The organism is Streptomyces sp. NPDC031274 (genome assembly GCF_055570235.1).
Genome location: NZ_JBVIHP010000024.1, coordinates 25,406 through 43,789, shown reverse-complemented (window position 1 = coordinate 43,789; position 18,384 = coordinate 25,406). Strand labels below are relative to the sequence as shown.

Below are 18,384 nucleotides of genomic sequence, written 5' to 3'. Positions count from 1 at the left end.
GGATCAGCGCAGCTGCTCGTACGCCGGGAGTGTCAGGAAGTCCGCGTAGTCCGCGTCCAGGGAGACCTGGAGGAGGAGGTCGTGGGCCTGCTGCCACTTGCCGGCCGCGAACGCCTCGTCGCCGATCTCGGCGCGGATGTTCGTGAGCTCGGTGGCGGCGACCTCGCGGGCCAGGTCGGCGGTCGCCGTCCGGCCGTCCTCGAAGACGACGCCCGCGTTGATCCACTGCCAGATCTGCGAGCGCGAGATCTCGGCGGTGGCCGCGTCCTCCATGAGGTTGAAGATCGCGACGGCGCCGAGGCCGCGCAGCCAGGCCTCGATGTAACGGATGCCGACCTGGACGGCGTTGACCAGACCGTCGTACGTGGGCTTCGCGTCGAGGGAGTCGATGGCGATCAGGTCACCGGGGGCGACCTTCACGTCCTCGCGCAGCCGCTCCTTCTGGTTGGGCTTGTCGCCCAGGACCGCGTCGAACGACTCCATCGCGATCGGGACCAGGTCCGGGTGCGCGACCCAGGAGCCGTCGAAGCCGTCGCCCGCCTCGCGGTCCTTGTCGTTCTTGACCTTCTCGAAGGCGACCTTGTTGACCTCCGCGTCCCTGCGGGACGGGATGAAGGCGGCCATGCCGCCGATCGCGTGCGCGCCGCGCTTGTGGCAGGTGCGGACGAGGAGTTCGGTGTACGCCCGCATGAAGGGGGCCGTCATCGTCACGAGGTTGCGGTCCGGCAGGACGAACTTCGAGCCGCCGTCGCGGAAGTTCTTGACGATGGAGAAGAGGTAGTCCCAGCGGCCCGCGTTCAGGCCCGACGCGTGGTCGCGGAGCTCGTAGAGGATCTCCTCCATCTCGTACGCGGCCGTGATCGTCTCGATGAGGACCGTGGCGCGGACGGTGCCCTGCGGGACGCCGACGTAGTCCTGCGCGAAGACGAAGATGTCGTTCCAGAGGCGGGCCTCCAGGTACGACTCCGTCTTCGGGAGGTAGAAGTACGGGCCCTTGCCGAGCTCGATGAGGCGCTTGGCGTTGTGGAAGAAGTACAGGCCGAAGTCGACGAGCGCGCCGGGGATCGCGGTGCCCTCGAACTGCAGGTGACGCTCGTCCAGGTGCCAGCCGCGCGGGCGCATGACGACGGTGGCGAGCTCGTCGGCGTCCTTGAGGGCGTACGACTTGCCGCTGCGGTCGTCCGTGAAGTCGATGTTGCGCTCGTAGGCGTCGGTCAGGTTGAGCTGGCCGAGGACCACGTTCTCCCAGGTGGGCGCCGACGCGTCCTCGAAGTCCGCGAGCCAGACCTTGGCGCCCGAGTTCAGGGCGTTGATGGTCATCTTGCGGTCGGTCGGCCCGGTGATCTCGACGCGGCGGTCGTTCAGGGCGGCCGGGGCGGGCGCCACCTTCCAGGAGTCGTCGGCGCGGATCGCCGCGGTCTCGGGAAGGAAGTCGAGCGTGGAGGTGCTTGCGATCTCGGCGCGGCGCTCGGAGCGGCGGCTGAGGAGCTCGTCACGGCGGGGCGTGAAGAGCCGGTGCAGCTCGGCCACAAAGGCGAGGGCCTCGTCGGTGAGGACCTCCTCCTGCCGCGGCAGAGGCTCCGCGTCGACGATGGCCAGCGGGGACTGCGCTGGTGCGGACATGAGCTGTCACTTCCTTCAGCGAGCTTCACGAGTGGTGCTTTGGCGGCCGCCGGGCATTCGCAGTGACACTCAGTGCCACAGGAGCCGAGATACGGCCGTGGGCCCCACTTGAGGGAACGGGTGCTTCTGAACAGTGGATACTAGTTTCCTCATAGTGGAAGTTCAATCGTCTGTTGACGTCGAGATTCTCTTCGTCGACAGAACGTGTCGCTGAGTGCCATGCCGGTCACTCAAGGTGGACCAGGTCGGCGGGTGTGTCGATGTCGTACGCCCGGGCCACGTCCCCGCACTCGACGAGAGCGATGTCACCGGCGTGTTCCTTGAGATAGGCGCGCGCCCCGCGATCACCCACCGCGCTCGCCGCGATGCCCGCCCAGTGATCCGCGCCGAAGAGCACGGGGTGGCCGCGCTCTCCGTCGTACGCGGCGGCGGCGAGGGTGGCGGGTGAGCGGTAGGCGGCGTACACGCGGGCCATGGCGGTGGGGCCGATGCCGGGCTGATCGACGAGCGAGACGAGTGCGGCATCTGCCTCGATGCCTGCCCCGGTGTCGCGCAGGGAGGCGAGCCCGGCCCGCAGCGACGAACCCATCCCCTGCGCCCACTCGGGATTGTCGATCAGTACGCAGCCGGGGAGCGAGGCCTTCTCCCGTACGACATCGGCGTCCGCGCCGAGCACCACGTGCACGCGCGTGCACCCGCCCTCGCGCAGTACGCGGACCGCGTGCTCCACCAGGGGCCGCCCCTGGTGATCCAGGAGTGCCTTCGGTCGGCCGCCGAGGCGTCGCCCGCCGCCCGCGGCGAGGAGGAGCCCGGCGATCGTCGGATTCGTCATGGCTCCTGCATACCGCACCCTGCCCGCCCGGTGGCGACTGCCGAAGGTGCCTCTGGCGCCTGAGGCAGCGTGTTCCGGCCACAAAGTGGCGCGTCCCGCTTCCTGTGGCGTTTACTTGCCCGCGTCCCCCTGGCGTATGACCAGCGCCGTGCGGGGGCGGCAAGATCTGCACGAGAGAACGTGCGCACGTCGCCGTGCGAGGGGGAGAGCTGTGTTGCAGAGCGTAGGGCAGAGACAAGTGACCGGCAGTGATACCGGCAGTGATACCGGCAGTGACGAGGATCCGCGCGTCGCGGAGTTGGGCACCGCGGTGTCCCGGCTGCGCCGTGAGCTCGCGGTGCATCCGGTGGAGTTCCCCGACCGGGGCATCGCCGAGGACGAGCTGGCGGCGCTGGCCGCCATGGCGCTGAGCGGTGCGCCCGAGGTACTGCGGCTGCGGCGGTCGCTGCTGCTCGTCGCGGGCGCGATCGGCTCCGTCAGCGCGCTGAGCGCGGGGCTCGCGGCGGTCCGGGGCGCGGTGGAGATTTTCGGGGAGCCGGGACCGAAGTAGGCGGGGCGCCCCGGCCCTGAGCGGCGTCGATCACCGGCTCCGCCGAGTTCGTCCTCAAGCGCCGGAGGGACTGGGATCTCCCTTCAAGCGCCGGACCGGACTGGGATCCCCCTTCAAGCGCTGGACGGACTGGGATCCCCTTCAAGCGCCGGAGAGGCTGGGCCCCTTTCGAGTGCCGGAGAGGCTGGAGCCCTCCAGCCTCTCCTCCGGGGCCTCCACCCTCCCGTCCACCAGCTCCACCACCTGGTCGGCGAAAGCCAGCCTCGCCCGATCATGCGTGACCAGGACCGTCGCCGTCCCCCACTCCCGCGTCAGCCGTCCGAGGAGCTCAAGGACCGCCGCTCCCCGCTCGTGGTCCAGCGCGCTGGTCGGCTCGTCCACGAGCAGCACCGCGGGTGAGTTCATCAACGCCCGCGCGATACCGACCCGTTGGCGCTGTCCGCCCGACAGCTGATGCGGGCGCCGGTGCGCGAGGTCCGCCAGACCCACGGTGTCCAGGAGTCCCCGTGCCCGCTCCCTCACCTCGGCGGAACGTCCGCGTCCGTCGAGGCGTGCCATCAGTTCCACCTGTTCGAGCGCGGTCAGCGACGCGAGGAGATTCGGCTGCTGGAAGACGATCCCCATCCTGCGCCGCCGCAGCTCTGCCCGTTCGGCGGCCGACAGCGTCCCCGTCTCCGTGCCCCCGACCACCACCCGCCCCCGATCGGGAGTCACCAGCGTCGCCGCCACGGCGAGCAGACTGGACTTCCCGGAGCCGGACGGGCCGACGATCGCCGTCAGCGTCCCGGCGGGGACATCGAGCCCGACCCCGTCGAGTGCCGTGAGACGCCCCTCGCCGTCCGGGTACGTCAGCGTGATGTCGTCGAGGGACAGACTCATCGGGCACTCCCCAGTGCGGTCAGTGGATCGACGGCGGTGATCCGCCGGACGGACAGGCCCGCGCCCAACGCCCCGAGGGCGATCATCACGGCGGCGGGCCACAGTACGGTCGGCGGATCGAGTACGAAGGGCACGTCGCCGCCGCTGATCGCGGAGCCGACGAGCGCCGCGATCCCCGTCCCCAGGGCCGTCCCGGCGGCCAGCATCAGCACGGCCTGCCCGAGAGCGTCCCTGAGCAGATACGGAGTGGACGCGCCGAGCGCCTTCAGCACCGCGATGTCGCCGGCGCGCTGGATCGTCCACACCGTGAAGAACGCCCCTATGACGAGGGCGGAGATGACGAAGAGGAAGCCGCGCATGAGTTGCAGCGAGCCGTTCTCCGCCTGGTAGGAGCCGATGGCCGTGAGCGCGCCGTCGAGGGACTTCGTCTCCGTGCCCGCCGCCTTGTCCCCGGCGGCGAGATCGGCCCCGTCCCCGGTCCGCAGCGCGATGACCGTGGCCTGATCGTCCATCGACGTACCCCGGTGGCCGAGCCCCTGCCAGTCGTCGAGCGCGGTCCATACGACAGGGGTATGGCTGTACGAGGCGTCCGACGCGACCCGCGCGACCCGCTCCTCGACTCCGCCCCCGCCGAGCCGCACGGTGTCCCCGGGGCCGACGCCGAGGTCCGCCGCGGCCTTCTCGGAGAGCACGGCCTCGCCCGGTGCGACGCCGTCCGGCGCGATCCCGGAGTCCGGCTCCACGCCGAAGGCGGACACGGCGGCCGAGTGCTCGCCCGCAGTGGCGTTGAGGGTGCTGATGCCGACCGGCTCGGCGGACCGTACGCCCGGCCGGGCCGCCCAGGTCTCCCAGGCGCGCTGTTCCACCTGGGAGCTGGTGAAGGAGACGGACTGTCCTGACGGCGGCGCGGCGAAGGCGAGATGGTCGGCGGGCAGGCCGGTGATCGCGGAGGTGTTCTCCCTGGCGAGCCCGGCCGTGAGCCCGGAAAGCAGCCCCACGAGCAGAGTGATGAGTACGACGACGGCTCCCATCAGGGCGAACCGCCCCTTGGCGAACCGAAGGTCTCTCCATGCGACGAACATGCCCCCACCCTCCGTCCGCGCGCACCTCCCCGGCATCGCGCCACAGCACGCTTCACCCGAATCGAAGGGGGGAGCCGCCGATCAACCTTTCGGTTGACGGAAGCGGGGGCGGCTGCGCCTACGCTGGAAGGTCCGATGAACGCCTCCACCGCGCCTCCACCCCATGACCGGGCCGGGCCTCTGCCCGGGTCGGCACCGTGATCCAAGGCCCAGCACCGGCCGGAGCCGTGGCGCGCGCCCTGGCTCGTGGGGAGCGCCGGGCCCCGACACTCACCCCCACCCCCGCCCCCGAATCCGCCCCGACCGAGGCCCCGATGCTCCCCGTCGACTCCCTGACCCCCTCCCGGACCACCCCCGTCTCCCTGACCCTGCGGCTGTGCCTGCACGCGCTGCTCGCGGGGCTGCTCATGCTTGCCGCCGTGCGGGCCGTGGCCGATGGTGGGGCGCGCGGTGGTGCCGTCGTGGCGGTCGTGGTCGCCATGGGCGGTGTCTACGCCGCGGGCACCCTCAGCCCGGCCGTCGCTCGCTCGCAGCGTGGGGCGGCGGTGTGGCTCGCGGCGCTCGGTGCGTGCTGGGTGGTGCTGCTCGTCCTCTCGCCGGACGGGCTGTGGACGGCTTTCCCCCTGTACTTCCTGCAGCTGCACCTGCTGCCGTTGCGCTGGGCCCTGCCCGCCGTCGCGCTCACCGCCGCTGCCGCCATCGCCAGCTTCCTGCTGCACGGCTCGCCCATATCGCCGGGCAGTTTCATCGGGCCGCTGCTCGGCGCGGCCATGGCGATCGCCACCGTCCTCGGATACGAGACGCTGTACCGGGAGAGCGAGCGGCGCCGTCAGCTGATCGACGAGCTCATGGCCACGCGCGCCGAGCTCGCCGCCGCCGAGCGGACAGCGGGCACCCTCGCCGAGCGCGAGCGGCTGGCCCGCGAGATCCACGACACCCTCGCCCAGGGGCTCTCCTCCATCCAGCTCCTGCTGCGCGCCGCGCAACGCGCGCTGCCCGCCGGATCCCCCGCGGCGCCGCACATCGAACAGGCCCGCGGCGCGGCGCAGGACAACCTCGCGGAGGCACGGCGCTTCGTGCGGGCCCTCAGCCCGCCCTACCTGGAACGCGGCTCGCTGGCCGGAGCGCTCGAACGGCTCTCCGCGTCCGCGTCGCCGGACTCGGACGGCTCGCACGTCGACGTCCAGTTCACGGTGAGCGGCACACCCACCGAGCTGCCGACGCCGTACGAAGTAGCCCTGCTCCGCACCGCCCAGTCCGCCCTCGCGAACACCGTCCGGCACGCGGGTGCGGGGCGTGCCGAGATCACGCTGAGCTTCATGGACACGTCGGTGTCCCTGGACGTGGTCGACGACGGGCGGGGCTTCGACCCGGCGTCCGCGCCACAGGAGCGCGGGGACGACGGGGGATTCGGGCTGCCGGCGATGCGGGCGCGGGCCCGGTCGCTCGGCGGGACGCTGAGCGTGGAGTCGGCGCCGGGGCAGGGGACGGCCGTCGCGGTCACGCTGCCGCTTCCGACGGGGGCGGTTCGGGCGGGGGCCGCGCTGTGAGCGCCGAAGCGCGGGAGCGGCCCATCCGGCTGCTTCTCGCCGACGATCACCCCGTCGTACGCGCCGGGCTGCGTGCCGTGCTCGACACCGAGCCCGACTTCGCCGTGGTGGGGGAGGCGGCGACGGCCGAGGCAGCGGTGTCGCTCGCCGCGACCGGTGCGTTCGACGTCGTCCTGATGGATCTCCAGTTCGGGGCGGGGATGCACGGGGCGCAGGCCACGGCCGCGATCACCGCCGTGAAGGGGGCGCCGCGGGTGCTCGTCCTGACGACGTACGACACGGACGCCGACATCCTCGCCGCGGTCGAGGCGGGCGCGGCGGGATATCTCCTCAAGGACGCGCCGCCGGAGGAACTGGCGTCGGCGGTGCGGACCGCGGCGGCGGGTCAGTCCGCGCTCGCGCCCGCGATCGCGCACCGGCTGATGGACCGGATGCGGGCGCCCGGTGAGGCGTTGACCGGGCGGGAGCTTGAGGTGCTGAGGCTGGTGCGGGAGGGGTTGTCCAACCAGGAGGTGAGCAAGCGGCTCTTCCTGAGCCAGGCCACCGTGAAGTCCCATCTGGTGCACATCTACGCGAAGCTGGGGGTCGACTCGCGTACGGCGGCGGTGGCTGTGGCGACGGGGCGTGGGCTGATCAGGGGCGGCGCGGGACAGTAGCTGTCCACGGGTACGACAACAGAAGCGCCGGACGGGCTCGGTAGTTCGGCCGTCCGGCGCTCGAGGGTGACATGGCGGCTACGCCGGGGGCCCGGAACTGGCCAGCGCTGCCGACAGCTCCACCGCTACCTCCTGCAGCACCGGCACGATCTTCTCCACCGCGTCCTCCGTGACCCGGCCCGCCGGTCCTGAGATCGAAATGGCCGCCGCGGTGGGGGAGTTGGGGACCGACACCGCCAGGCAGCGCACCCCGATCTCCTGTTCGTTGTCGTCGACGGCGAAGCCCGCCCTTCGGACCTCGTCGAGCGCGTCGAGGAAACCCTCCGGCGTGGTGATCGTCTTCTCCGTCGCCGCGGGCATCCCGGTGCGGGCGAGGAGCGCGCGCACCTCCTCCGGCGGGGTGTGGGCAAGGAGGGCCTTGCCGACACCCGTGGAGTGGGGGAGGACCCGGCGGCCCACCTCGGTGAACATCCGCATGGAGTGCTTGGACGGCACCTGTGCGACGTACACGATCTCGTCCCCGTCGAGCAGTGCCATGTTCGCGGTCTCGCCGGTCTCCTCGACCAGGCGCGCGAGGTAGGGGCGGGCCCAGGTGCCGAGGAGGCGCGAGGCCGATTCGCCGAGGCGGATCAGGCGCGGGCCCAGGGAGTAGCGGCGGTTGGGCTGCTGGCGTACGTAGCCGCAGGCGACCAGCGTGCGCATCAGGCGGTGGATCGTGGGCAGCGGAAGGCCGCTGCTGGCGGAGAGCTCACTCAGGCCGACTTCCCCTCCGGCGTCCGCCATGCGTTCGAGGAGGTCGAAGGCGCGCTCGAGGGACTGGACACCACCGCTGGCAGCGGGCGGCTTGGAGGCGGCGACTTCGGTGGAGGCGTCGCTGGCGCTTGACGTCGGCACGGCGCAGTCCTTTCGGGGCTGACGGGCAAGGCAGCAGCCTATCGGGCGGTTCCTCGCGGGGACCCTCGGCGGCCCTGGCGTACCTGCCGGTCAGGGCCGGTCGGGGACCGGTGGTGGGGCCTTTGTCCGCTTCTTCGCCGTCACGCCCGGTGATCGCTTGTCGGCCCGGTTGTGCGTAGCTACGTTCTGTCCTGTGGAATTCTAATTCCACTTTGTGGAAACGTCCAGGAGGCTTCACGTGGCCTCTTGACGGCTCGGGGTCGGCCGTGAAGACTCATTCAACAGAACGTTGAATTCCGTTTAGCGGAATCGAATGGTCTGTGTAGCGGAAAAGAACGAACAGCCGAGCAGTGACGAACAGCCGAACAGACAAGCCGCAGACAAGCAACAGACAAGCAACAGACAAGCAACAGCGAAGAGAGGGCGTTGAGGACGTGGACGTAGAACTGGTGCTGCGCTCGACCCGCGTGATCACCCCGCAGGGAACCCGCGCCGCGTCGGTCACGGTCTCCGGGGGGAAGATCGCGGCCGTACTGGCGCACGACGCCGACGTACCGGCGGGGGCCCGCGTCGAGGACTTCGGCGACGACGTCCTGCTGCCGGGGCTCGTCGACACGCACGTCCACGTGAACGACCCGGGCCGCACGGAGTGGGAAGGCTTCTGGACCGCCACCCGTGCCGCCGCCGCCGGCGGCATCACCACCCTCGTCGACATGCCGCTCAACTCCCTGCCGCCGACCACGACGGTCGGCAATCTGCGGACGAAGCAGGAAGTCGCCCGCACCAAGGCGCACATCGACGTCGGCTTCTGGGGCGGCGCCCTGCCCGACAACGTCGGCGACCTCAAGCCCCTTCACGACGCCGGTGTCTACGGCTTCAAGTGCTTCCTCTCGCCGTCGGGCGTGGACGAGTTCCCGCACCTGGACCAGGACCACCTCGCCACCTCCATGGCTCAGATCGCCGGGTTTGGCGGCCTGCTCATCGTGCACGCCGAGGACCCGCACGAGCTGGACGCCGCCCCGCACAAGAGCGGTCCCAAGTACACGGACTACCTGGACACCCGGCCGCGCGTCTCCGAGGACGCCGCCATCGAGGGTCTCATCGCACTCGCCAAGCGGCTCGGCGCCCGTGTCCACGTACTGCACCTGTCGTCGTCGGACGCGCTGCCCCTGATCGCCGCCGCCAAGCGCGAGGGCATCAAGCTCACCGTCGAGACCTGTCCGCACTACCTCACGCTCACCGCGGAGGAAGTCCCGGACGGCGCGAGCGAGTTCAAGTGCTGCCCGCCCATTCGTGAGGCCGCCAACCAGGACCTGCTCTGGGGCGCGCTCGCCGACGGCACCATCGACTGCATCGTGACGGACCACTCGCCGTCCACCGCGGAACTCAAGACCGACGACTTCGCGACGGCGTGGGGCGGCATCTCCGGGCTCCAGCTCAGCCTTCCCGCGATCTGGACCGAGGCACGCAAGCGCGGCCACAGCCTCGAGGACGTGGTGCGCTGGATGTCGACACGCACATCCGAACTGGTCGGACTCGACCAGAAGGGCGCCATCGAGCCCGGCCGCGACGCCGACTTCGCGGTCCTCGCGCCCGACGAGACCTTCACCGTGGACCCCGCGGAGCTGCAGCACCGGAACCGGGTCACGGCGTACGCGGGCAAGACCCTCAGCGGCGTCGTGAAGTCCACCTGGCTGCGCGGCGAACGCATTCTGCACGGCGGCGAGTTCAGCGAACCCGCAGGCCGACTTCTGGAAAGGAAGAACTGATCACTGTGACGGCGATACCGACCTTCACCGGCGACGCGAGCCCCTACGGCGGCGGCGACCCGTACGCGGACTACCGCACCGCCGACTTCCCCTTCACCCAGTACGCGAACCTCGCGGACCGGCAGCTCGGCGCGGGCGTGATCGCCGCCAACGACGAGTTCTTCGCGATGCGCGAGAACCTGCTCCTCGCGCACCCCGCCGTCTTCGACCCGGAGCACTTCGGGCACAAGGGCAAGGTCATGGACGGCTGGGAGACCCGCCGCCGCCGTGGCGTCTCGGGCGAGCACCCGTGGCCCACCGCCGACGACCACGACTGGGCGCTCGTACGCCTCGGCGCCCCCGGCGTCGTACGCGGCATCGTCATCGACACCGCCCACTTCCGCGGCAACTACCCGCAGGCCGTGTCCGTCGAGGGCACGAGCGTCGACGGTTCGCCCACCCCCGAGGAGCTCCTCTCGGACGACGTGAAGTGGACGACCCTCGTGCCGCGCACGGCAGTCGGCGGTCACGCGGCCAACGGCTTCGCCGTCGACCTGGAGCAGCGCTTCACGCACCTGCGCGTCAACCAGCACCCGGACGGCGGTGTCGCCCGTCTTCGCGTGTACGGCGAGGTCGTCGCCGACCCCAAGTGGCTCGCCGCGCTCGGCACGTTCGACGTCGTCGCCCTGGAGAACGGTGGCCAGGTCGAGGACGCGTCCGACCGCTTCTACTCCCCGGCCACCAACACCATCCAGCCGGGCCGCTCCCGCAAGATGGACGACGGCTGGGAGACGCGGCGGCGCCGCGACACCGGCAACGACTGGATCCGCTACCAGCTGGTGGGCCAGTCCGAGATCCGCTCCGTCGAGATCGACACGGCCTACCTCAAGGGCAACTCGGCGGGCTGGGCGGCTCTTTCGGTCCGTGACGGTGAGAGCGGCGAGTGGGTCGAGGCGCTGCCCCGCACCCGCCTGCAGCCCGACACCAACCACCGTTTCGTCCTGGACGCCCCGGTCGTCGGCACGCATGTGCGCATCGACATCTTCCCGGACGGCGGCATCTCGCGCCTGCACCTCTTCGGTTCGCTGACCGAGTCCGGCGCGAGCCGTCTGGCCGCGCGCCACCAGGAGCTGGGCGGCTGACGAGGGCTCGCTGAAGCCCGCTGAAGAACGTGGGGCGCGCCGGGTGGAGATCCCCGGTGCGCCCCATCACCATGCCCGCGTGACACGGCCTCGCACGATGCCCGCGTGACGAGGCCCGCACGATGCCCGCGTGGCTACGCCCCGTACCCGCCGTCCACCACCAGCTCCGTGCCCGTGATGAACGCCGCGTCGTCACCGGCCAGGTAGGCGACGAGCGAGGCGATCTCGTCCGCGGAGCCGAAGCGGGCCAGCGCCGTGGCCGTCTTCTGCGGCTCGGCGAACGGGCCGTCGGCCGGGTTCATGTCCGTGTCGACCGAGCCCGGGTGCACGACGTTCACGGTGATCCTCCGCCCGGCGAGTTCCCGGGCCAGCGGCTTGGTCATGCCGACGAGCGCCGCCTTGCTCATGGCGTACAGCGTCGCGCCGGGACCACCCGCGAACCGTGCGAGTCCGGACCCGGTGGAGATGATCCGGCCTCCGTCGGCCAGCCGCCCGGCGGCGGCCTGCGAGGCCAGGAAGACCGAACGTACGTTGACGGCGAGCACCCGGTCGACGTCGGAGAGCGCCAAGTCGCCGATGGGGCCGAGTACTCCGATGCCCGCGTTGTTCACCAGGATGTCCAGGCGGCCCAGATCGTCCGCCGCGCGCTCCACCGCGCCCGCCGCGTCCCCGGGGTCAGCCGCGTCGGCCCTGATGGCGAAGCCGCGCCGCCCGGCCGCCTCGATCTTGGCGACGACCTCCTGAGCGGCGGCCTCCCCGTTGACGTACGTGATCGCCACATCGGCACCCTCCTGCGCGAGCCGCAACGCGACCGCCGCGCCTATGCCGCGGCTGCCGCCGGTGACCAGGGCCGTCTTGCCGGTCAGAGAAGACATTCTTCGAACCTCATTCGTGTGTCTATGTTCCGTAATGCGTGAGAAGTGCTTGCGGGTTCAATGAAAGCGGGCTGTGTGTGCTGTGGCTGGCGGGAAATGGACAGCGACATTCGCGGGGGCGATGGCTTCAGGGAGAGCGATCGCGGGTGGGCCTGCTCCTCGGCACGGAGCCGTTGTGGGCGGCCACGGTGGGGATCGCGGTGGGCGGGGAGCGGCTGGGTGTGGCGGGTGTGGTGGGTCTGGTGGGAGGTGCGCTGGTTCTGGTGGGGACCAGTTGGGGGCGCGGGGCGCGGTGATACGTTCCGTGGTCGATCAAGGAGGAACGTCCATGGGGGACTTCGAGCAGAAATTCGCCAGAAGCGCCGATAGCCGCCGCAATTGGGGCGCTGTGCTTCTCGCCGCGGCCGCCGCGATCTGGTTCGTGCTCGCGTGGCAGCTGATGATGCCGTTCAGCGACGGGGACGACGAATACTCCGGCAGCCGTAAGTGCGAGTCGATGCTGTTCTACGAGGGTGACGCTCTGACGTGGCAGGACGACACGTGGGACGACTGCCGTGCGCAGCGCAGGTGGCCCGAAATGCTGGGCTGGCTGGGGCTTTCGGTGCCGCTCTCGGTGGTGGGCGCGGCGCTCTACACCAGCGGGGCCACCAGTCGGCAGCTGCGTGAGTACATGGCGGAGCACCGCATCGCCGCGGCCAAGGACGCCGCAGCGAAGGAGGCCGCCGCGAAGGGCGCCGACGAGAAGGACTGACGGCGGCGCACCGGTGGCGCTCGGTTAACTCCCGGAAAATTCACCGAACTTGACATTGACACAACAACCTCTACGCGCGTCACACTGGTCGCATGCGAATCCCCCCACGAATCGTGAGCGTCACCGCCCTCGCCGCCGCCCTGCTCATCGGCGGCCCCGTCGCCGCCTCCGCGAGCACGGCCCCCGACCACCACGCCCCCACCTCGGCGGCGTACTCCATCACCGCCGTCGGTGACATCTGCTACTCCAAGCTGCCCGACCAGGCGCACGACACCCTGGACCTGATCGAGGCGGGCGGCCCCTACCCGTATCCGCAGGACAACACCGTCTTCTCGAACAGGGAAGGCATCCTGCCCTCCCAGAGCTCGGGCTACTACCACGAGTACACCGTGGTGACGCCGGGCTCACCGGACCGCGGCGCGCGCCGCATCGTGACCGGTGAGAAGAACCAGGAGGACTACTACACGGCCGACCACTACGAGTCCTTCGACCTGGTCGACCACTCCTGCTGAGACCTTTCTCGGCAGGACGGTACTGACGCAGGACGGTACCGGCGCCGCACGGCCCTGACGCCGCACGGCGCTAACGGGGCCTTCGGCTCTCCGCGAGGGCGAACAGCGCGAACGCGAGCACGATGAGAGTGACGCCCGCGTAGATCTCGTAGCCGTCGAGGAACCCGATCCGCCGCACGATGCCCCAGCCGCGCAGCCGGCCGGTCAGTTCGTGCACCAGGGCGGCCACGCCCTGGATCAGGAGAAGGACGCCGAAGACCTCAAGTACCTGCTTCATACCGAAGAGCCTCGCTCCGTGGACTCCCCACGCACATCGGCCACGGGGCGAGGCCTCTTCCCTCTTGCGCCCTCCGAAAGTCTGCGCGTGCGCGACTTTGGTCGATGATCATGTGCGGACGGCGCCCGACGCCCCCGACAGTGCGTAGATTTATCGACCATGAGCGGCAACGAGCTCCCGTCGGCGTCCTCGCCACCCGCGGCAGTCCCGGCTCCCCTGGCCAGGCGCCCATGGGCGCTGCCTTCGGCCCTCGCCGCCGAGTTCGACCCGGACCGCGCGCCGGGCAGGAACAAGCGCAGGGCCCGGCGGACCGTGCGCGACTGGCTGGTCGACTTCGCCTGCTTCTTCGTGGCCGTCGCCATCGGCATGGTGGGCGCGGACGCGGTCGGCAACAACCCGAACGTCTCGCCCGGCTTCGCGGAGGCCGACCAGGTCATCGGCGCGCTCGCCTGCGCCGCCGTCTGGCTGCGCAGGCGCTGGCCGGTCGGCCTCGCCATCGCCATGGTGCCGATCAGCGTGCTCTCGGACACCGCGGGCGGCGCTGCCGCGGTCGCCCTGTTCACCCTCGCGGTGCACCGCCCCTTCCGGTACGTCGGCTGGATCGGCGGGGCCTCGATCGCCGTGCTGCCGCTCACCTACTGGCTGCGGCCCGACGCCGACGTGCCGTTCCTGGTCGCCGTCGCCCTGGGGACGATGCTCAGTGCCGGCGTCATCGGCTGGGGCATGTTCGTACGCTCGCGCCGCCAGCTCCTGCTCAGCCTGCGTGACCGCGCGATCCGCGCCGAGAACGAGGCGGCGCTCCGTGCGGAACAGGCCCAGCGCCTTGCCCGCGAGTCCATCGCCCGCGAGATGCACGACGTGCTCGCCCACCGCCTCACCCTGCTCAGCGTGCACGCCGGAGCCCTGGAGTTCCGTCCGGACGCGCCCCGTCAGGAGATCGTCCGCGCGGCCGGTGTCATCCGGGAGAGCGCGCACGAAGCGCTGCAGGATCTGCGCGAGGTGATCGGCGTGCTGCGCGGTGGCAGTGGCGGCGTCGACGGCGAGGCGTCCGGCCGCCCGCAGCCGACGCTCGCCGCTCTGGAGTCGCTGGTCGCCGAGTCCCGCGACGCGGGCATGAAGGTCGTGCTCGACCACCGCGTCGCCGAATCGGCCGCCGTCCCCGCCGCCGTCGGCCGCACCGCCTACCGCATCGCCCAGGAAGGCCTGACCAACGCCCGCAAGCACGCGCCGGGCGCCGAGGTGACCCTCCTGGTGTCCGGCGCCCCCGGTGAAGGCCTCACCCTTTCGGTACGCAACCCGCCGCCGCCCGGCGATGTGCCGACCGTCCCCGGTTCCGGCCAGGGGCTGATCGGCCTCACGGAGCGGGCCATGCTCGCGGGCGGCCGCATCGAGCACGGGTCCGCGGGGGACGGGGGGTTCCGCGTCGACGCCTGGCTGCCGTGGGACGCACCCTCCGGTCGCGGCGACGAGGCTCGTTAGTGTGGGCGCCATGAACCCGATCCGCGTGCTCCTCGTCGACGACGACCCGCTGGTACGCGCCGGTCTGTCCTTCATGATGGGCGGCGCGGACGACATCGAGATCGTCGGCGAGGCGGCGGACGGAACCCACGTGGCCCCCCTGGTCGCCGAGCTGCGCCCCGATGTGGTCCTGATGGACATCCGCATGCCCACGATGGACGGCCTCGCGGCGACGGAGGCCCTGCGGGGGCGCCCCGACGCCCCCGAGGTCATCGTCCTCACCACGTTCCACGCCGACGAACAGGTCCTGCGGGCGCTGCGGGCCGGGGCGGCCGGGTTCGTCCTCAAGGACACCCCGCCCGCCGAGATCGTCGCGGCGGTACGGGCGGTCGCGGCGGGGGAGCCGGTGCTCTCGCCCACGGTGACGCAGCAGCTGATCACTCAGGTGACGGGAGTGGACCCCCAGCAGGGCCGCCGGGAGCGTGCGTTGGAGCGGCTCGCGCTACTGGGGGAGCGGGAGAGGGAAGTGGCGGTCGCGGTGGGCCGAGGCGCCTCGAACGCGGACATCGCGGCAGAGCTCTACCTCAGCGTGGCCACCGTCAAGGCCCACGTCTCCCGCGTCCTGACGAAGCTGGACCTCAACAACCGTGTGCAGATCGCGCTGTTGGCGCATGACGCGGGGTTGCTCGACGGGGCGGAGTAGACCCGGGCCTGCCCGGAGCACGCCCCCCCCGGGGGGAATTCACCCCCCGGCGATCTCCCCCACCCGCACCAACCGCCGCTCCCGCCGCGACAGTTCACACGCCTCGGCGATCCGCAGCGCCTCCAGTGCCTCCCGCCCGTCGCAGGGGTTCGGGCGTTCACCGCGTACGACGTCGACGAACGCCGCGAGCTCCGCCTCGTACGCGGGAGCGAACCGTTCCAGGAAGCCGGGCCACGGCTTCTCGGGCGGTGGCGGGCCCGAGGGTTCCACGGACGACAGGGGTGTGCGCTCGTCGAAGCCGGCCGCGATCTGGTCGTCTTCCCCGGCCAGCTCCATCCGTACGTCATAGCCCGCGCCGTTGCACCGCGTGGCCGTCGCCGTGGCGAGGGTGCCGTCGTCGAGGGTGAGGAGCGCCGCTGCCGTGTCGACGTCGTCCGCCTCGCGGAACATCGCGGGCCCGGCGTCCGACCCCGTCGCGTACACCTCCGTCACCTCACGGCCCGTCACCCACCGCACCATGTCGAAGTCGTGGACCAGACAGTCGCGGTAGAGGCCGCCGGAGAGCGGGAGATACGCGGCAGGCGGCGGCGCCGGGTCGGAGGTCATCGCCCGGACCGTGTGCAGCCGCCCGAGCCGCCCCGACCGCACGGCCTCGCGCGCCGCCACGTACCCCGCGTCGAACCTCCGCTGGAAGCCGAGCTGGAGCACCGTGCCCGCGGATTCGACCTCCTGGAGCGCGGTGAGCGTGCCGGGCAGATCGAGGGCGATGGGCTTCTCGCAGAAGACCGGAAGCCCCGCACGCGCCGCCTTGCCGATCAGCTCGGCGTGCGCGGAGGTCGCCGCCGTGATCACCACCGCGTCTATGGCCCCCGACCGGCCGCTCCCCGTGAAGATGTCGTCCACCGATGCGGCCGATGCGGCGCCGATCCGTGCCGCGAGCCCTGCCGCGCGTCCGACATCGGCGTCGGCGACGACCAGTGCGTCCACCTCAGGATGCCGATGAAGAGCCGCAGAGTGAAATGTGCCGATACGGCCCGTTCCGATCAGTCCGATGCGCATGGCCCCACCCTCGCCACGCCCCGCGATCCTGTCAATCCTTTGTCCGGACAACAGAACTTCAGAACTTCCCGTCATCATTCCCTGCGACTACGCTCCCCATATGCCCAAATCAGCCGCCAAACCAGCCGTGGACCCGACCGTCTCCCTCCAGCTCGGCGTCGACCGCAGCAGCCCGGTCCCGCTGTACTTCCAGCTGTCCCAGCAGCTGGAGGCGGCGATCGAGCGCGGCGCTCTGACGCCGGGCACCCTGCTCGGAAACGAGATCGAGCTGGCGGGGCGGCTCGGTCTCTCCCGGCCGACCGTCCGTCAGGCCATCCAGTCGCTCGTCGAGAAAGGGCTGCTGGTGCGCCGCAGGGGAGTGGGCACCCAGGTCGTGCACAGCCAGGTCAAGCGCCCCCTCGAGCTCAGCAGCCTCTACGACGACCTGGAGGCGGCGGGCCAGCGCCCCGAGACCCGCGTCCTGCGCAACACCGTCGAGCCCGCGTCCGCCGAGGTGGCCGCCGCACTCGGTGTCGCCGAGGGCGAGGAAGTGCACCTGGTCGAGCGGCTACGCCTGGCCCACGGGGAGCCCATGGCCTTCCTGCGCAACCGTCTTCCGTCCGGCCTGATCGCCCTCGACACCGCACGCCTCGAAGCCACCGGCCTCTACCGCCTGATGCGTGCCGCGAGCATCACCCTGCACAGCGCGCGCCAGTCCGTGGGCGCCCGTGCCGCCACCGCCGACGAGGGCGAACGCCTCGGCGAGCCCGAAGGGGCTCCGCTGCTCACGATGCAGCGCACGACCTTCGACGACACGGGCCGCGCGGTCGAGTTCGGCTCGCACATCTACCGGGCCTCGCGCTACTCCTTCGAGTTCCAGCTCCTCGTACGACCGTAGAGCGCAGGGCCGTGGAGGCCGTACGGCTGCGGACCGTATGGCTGTGGACCGTATGGCCGCGTCGGCGGCAAAGAGGGGTGGGCCCGGCCGTCCCAGGCCGGGCCCACCCCTCGCGCTTCATGAGGCTTCATGAGTGCCTCATGAGCCCCTTATGGGCATCTCATGAGCGCATCACCATCGGTACCAGCGGCCCTTTCTGCCGCCGCTCGCAGCCGGGCGGATCACAAAGCCCAGCACCCACACCACGAGCAGGATCACCGCGACCCACCACAGGGCCTTGAGCGCGAAACCCGCACCGAAGAGGATCAGAGCCAGAAGAAGAACCAGAATCAGGGGAACCATTGTTATCAACCTCCTGGCCACCGCGTGCTCCTGGACCTGACCTACAAACACACAAAAAGTGTGTTTCTTTCAGGGGTTGAAGGGCACGCGCGGTCGCCCGAAAGGCTCAAGAGGCCGAAAGGCAGCGGCCGCTCGAAAAGGCACACACGGTCTCTTGATCCGATCGCGTCGATGATGTTTGCCGGGCAGTTGAGCGGCTACCCGGAACCGCAGCACATGAAGTCGATGCCAAGGGAGCGTGAGCGGACATGACCGCCAACGAGAAGGCCAAGGCGAAGACCGAGCAGGCCACCGGTGCTGCCAAGGAAGCCGCCGGACGGGCCGTGGGCAACGAACGCCTCACCGCCGAAGGCCGCGCCCAGCAGGCGAAGGGCGACGCGCGCCAGGCCAAGGAGAAGACCAAGGACATCGGCAAGCACTGACGACCGTGCGACCGCGCGGCTGACGACCGCGCGACAGTGTTGGGGGGGGGCCCGGGGGGGGGGGGGGGACGAAAGAGTGAGCTCACCCCGCCCACCGCGGTTCAAGTGTTTCTGCAGAGCCACTCGCAACGTCCAGGCACCCCCGCCCGGGG

The 18,384-nt window shown here is 71.0% G+C and carries 20 protein-coding genes and 1 pseudogene; 12 read left to right on the top strand and 9 right to left on the bottom strand.

What is annotated here, in order from left to right; all coding sequences use genetic code 11:
- Positions 1 to 3 precede the first annotated feature (3 nt).
- Both aceB and ACZ5CR_RS32205 read right to left on the bottom strand, forming a co-directional pair.
- On the bottom strand, positions 4 to 1,623 hold the full coding sequence (gene aceB / locus ACZ5CR_RS32210; RefSeq protein ID WP_468863961.1) for a malate synthase A: 1,620 nt from the start codon (positions 1,621 to 1,623) through the stop codon (positions 4 to 6).
- A 226-nt stretch (positions 1,624 to 1,849) separates the two neighbouring features.
- Positions 1,850 to 2,455 (bottom strand): nucleotidyltransferase family protein, encoded by a 606-nt coding sequence (locus ACZ5CR_RS32205; RefSeq protein WP_468863959.1) that lies wholly within the window; start codon positions 2,453 to 2,455, stop codon positions 1,850 to 1,852.
- A gap of 211 nt (positions 2,456 to 2,666) precedes the next feature.
- Here ACZ5CR_RS32205 and ACZ5CR_RS32200 point away from each other — a divergent pair, with 211 nt between their 5' ends.
- Positions 2,667 to 3,005: a DUF5955 family protein gene (locus ACZ5CR_RS32200; protein ID WP_468863958.1), complete on the top strand. Its 339-nt coding sequence runs from the start codon at positions 2,667 to 2,669 to the stop codon at positions 3,003 to 3,005.
- A 141-nt stretch (positions 3,006 to 3,146) separates the two neighbouring features.
- On the opposite strand, the gene ACZ5CR_RS32195 is transcribed toward ACZ5CR_RS32200, so the two are convergent.
- Positions 3,147 to 3,884: an ABC transporter ATP-binding protein gene (locus tag ACZ5CR_RS32195; RefSeq protein ID WP_468863955.1), complete on the bottom strand. Its 738-nt coding sequence runs from the start codon at positions 3,882 to 3,884 to the stop codon at positions 3,147 to 3,149.
- Positions 3,881 to 4,966, bottom strand: coding sequence for an ABC transporter permease (locus ACZ5CR_RS32190; protein WP_468863953.1), 1,086 nt, complete (start codon positions 4,964 to 4,966; stop codon positions 3,881 to 3,883). The genes ACZ5CR_RS32195 and ACZ5CR_RS32190 overlap by 4 nt, the downstream gene beginning before the upstream one ends.
- Before the next feature lie 314 nt (positions 4,967 to 5,280).
- On the opposite strand from ACZ5CR_RS32190, the gene ACZ5CR_RS32185 reads away from it, so the two are divergent.
- A complete protein-coding gene (locus ACZ5CR_RS32185; protein ID WP_468864148.1) occupies positions 5,281 to 6,516 on the top strand; it encodes a sensor histidine kinase in 1,236 nt (411 codons plus the stop codon).
- On the top strand, positions 6,513 to 7,172 hold the full coding sequence (locus ACZ5CR_RS32180) for a response regulator (protein WP_468863950.1): 660 nt from the start codon (positions 6,513 to 6,515) through the stop codon (positions 7,170 to 7,172). Before ACZ5CR_RS32185 ends, ACZ5CR_RS32180 begins: the two co-directional genes overlap by 4 nt.
- Before the next feature lie 78 nt (positions 7,173 to 7,250).
- On the opposite strand, the gene ACZ5CR_RS32175 is transcribed toward ACZ5CR_RS32180, so the two are convergent.
- Entirely contained in the window at positions 7,251 to 8,066 is an 816-nt protein-coding gene (locus tag ACZ5CR_RS32175) for an IclR family transcriptional regulator (protein WP_468863948.1), read from the bottom strand.
- Between the two features lie 434 nt (positions 8,067 to 8,500).
- Between ACZ5CR_RS32175 and allB the strand changes: the two genes are divergently transcribed.
- Positions 8,501 to 9,835: an allantoinase AllB gene (gene allB / locus ACZ5CR_RS32170; RefSeq protein WP_468863946.1), complete on the top strand. Its 1,335-nt coding sequence runs from the start codon at positions 8,501 to 8,503 to the stop codon at positions 9,833 to 9,835.
- Between the two features lie 5 nt (positions 9,836 to 9,840).
- Positions 9,841 to 10,956 (top strand): allantoicase, encoded by a 1,116-nt coding sequence (alc, locus tag ACZ5CR_RS32165; RefSeq protein ID WP_468863944.1) that lies wholly within the window; start codon positions 9,841 to 9,843, stop codon positions 10,954 to 10,956.
- Positions 10,957 to 11,090: 134 nt separating this feature from the next.
- Here the strand turns inward: alc and ACZ5CR_RS32160 are convergent, their stop codons facing one another.
- A complete protein-coding gene (locus tag ACZ5CR_RS32160; RefSeq protein WP_468863942.1) occupies positions 11,091 to 11,831 on the bottom strand; it encodes an SDR family NAD(P)-dependent oxidoreductase in 741 nt (246 codons plus the stop codon).
- Between the two features lie 140 nt (positions 11,832 to 11,971).
- Here ACZ5CR_RS32160 and ACZ5CR_RS32155 point away from each other — a divergent pair.
- From ACZ5CR_RS32155 to ACZ5CR_RS32145, 3 genes and pseudogenes are all read left to right on the top strand, one after another.
- Positions 11,972 to 12,127 (top strand): annotated as a pseudogene (locus tag ACZ5CR_RS32155) (EamA family transporter); the annotation flags it as partial.
- Between the two features lie 32 nt (positions 12,128 to 12,159).
- The gene (locus tag ACZ5CR_RS32150; RefSeq protein WP_468863940.1) at positions 12,160 to 12,582 is read left to right on the top strand and encodes a hypothetical protein; all 423 of its coding nucleotides are present in this window, start codon (positions 12,160 to 12,162) and stop codon (positions 12,580 to 12,582) included.
- Between the two features lie 92 nt (positions 12,583 to 12,674).
- Positions 12,675 to 13,094, top strand: coding sequence for a guanyl-specific ribonuclease (locus ACZ5CR_RS32145; RefSeq protein WP_389900973.1), 420 nt, complete (start codon positions 12,675 to 12,677; stop codon positions 13,092 to 13,094).
- Positions 13,095 to 13,164: 70 nt separating this feature from the next.
- Here the strand turns inward: ACZ5CR_RS32145 and ACZ5CR_RS32140 are convergent, their stop codons facing one another.
- On the bottom strand, positions 13,165 to 13,371 hold the full coding sequence (locus ACZ5CR_RS32140) for a hypothetical protein (RefSeq protein ID WP_468863938.1): 207 nt from the start codon (positions 13,369 to 13,371) through the stop codon (positions 13,165 to 13,167).
- A gap of 159 nt (positions 13,372 to 13,530) precedes the next feature.
- Between ACZ5CR_RS32140 and ACZ5CR_RS32135 the strand changes: the two genes are divergently transcribed.
- Together ACZ5CR_RS32135 and ACZ5CR_RS32130 are read left to right on the top strand one after the other, a co-directional pair.
- Positions 13,531 to 14,850, top strand: a complete 1,320-nt coding sequence (locus ACZ5CR_RS32135; protein WP_468863936.1) for a sensor histidine kinase — start codon at positions 13,531 to 13,533, stop codon at positions 14,848 to 14,850.
- 10 nt (positions 14,851 to 14,860) lie between these two features.
- A complete protein-coding gene (locus ACZ5CR_RS32130) occupies positions 14,861 to 15,532 on the top strand; it encodes a response regulator (RefSeq protein WP_468863933.1) in 672 nt (223 codons plus the stop codon).
- A gap of 39 nt (positions 15,533 to 15,571) precedes the next feature.
- Here ACZ5CR_RS32130 and ACZ5CR_RS32125 read toward each other — a convergent pair whose 3' ends face one another.
- Positions 15,572 to 16,591: a Gfo/Idh/MocA family protein gene (locus ACZ5CR_RS32125; protein WP_468863930.1), complete on the bottom strand. Its 1,020-nt coding sequence runs from the start codon at positions 16,589 to 16,591 to the stop codon at positions 15,572 to 15,574.
- Between the two features lie 127 nt (positions 16,592 to 16,718).
- On the opposite strand from ACZ5CR_RS32125, the gene ACZ5CR_RS32120 reads away from it, so the two are divergent.
- Positions 16,719 to 17,468 carry a GntR family transcriptional regulator gene (locus ACZ5CR_RS32120; protein ID WP_468864146.1) on the top strand — a complete coding sequence of 250 codons (750 nt, stop codon included), beginning with the start codon at positions 16,719 to 16,721 and terminating at the stop codon, positions 17,466 to 17,468.
- Positions 17,469 to 17,639: 171 nt separating this feature from the next.
- On the opposite strand, the gene ACZ5CR_RS32115 is transcribed toward ACZ5CR_RS32120, so the two are convergent.
- Positions 17,640 to 17,810, bottom strand: coding sequence for a hydrophobic protein (locus tag ACZ5CR_RS32115; RefSeq protein ID WP_468863928.1), 171 nt, complete (start codon positions 17,808 to 17,810; stop codon positions 17,640 to 17,642).
- Between the two features lie 248 nt (positions 17,811 to 18,058).
- On the opposite strand from ACZ5CR_RS32115, the gene ACZ5CR_RS32110 reads away from it, so the two are divergent.
- Positions 18,059 to 18,232: a CsbD family protein gene (locus tag ACZ5CR_RS32110; protein WP_468863925.1), complete on the top strand. Its 174-nt coding sequence runs from the start codon at positions 18,059 to 18,061 to the stop codon at positions 18,230 to 18,232.
- Positions 18,233 to 18,384: the final 152 nt, after the last annotated feature.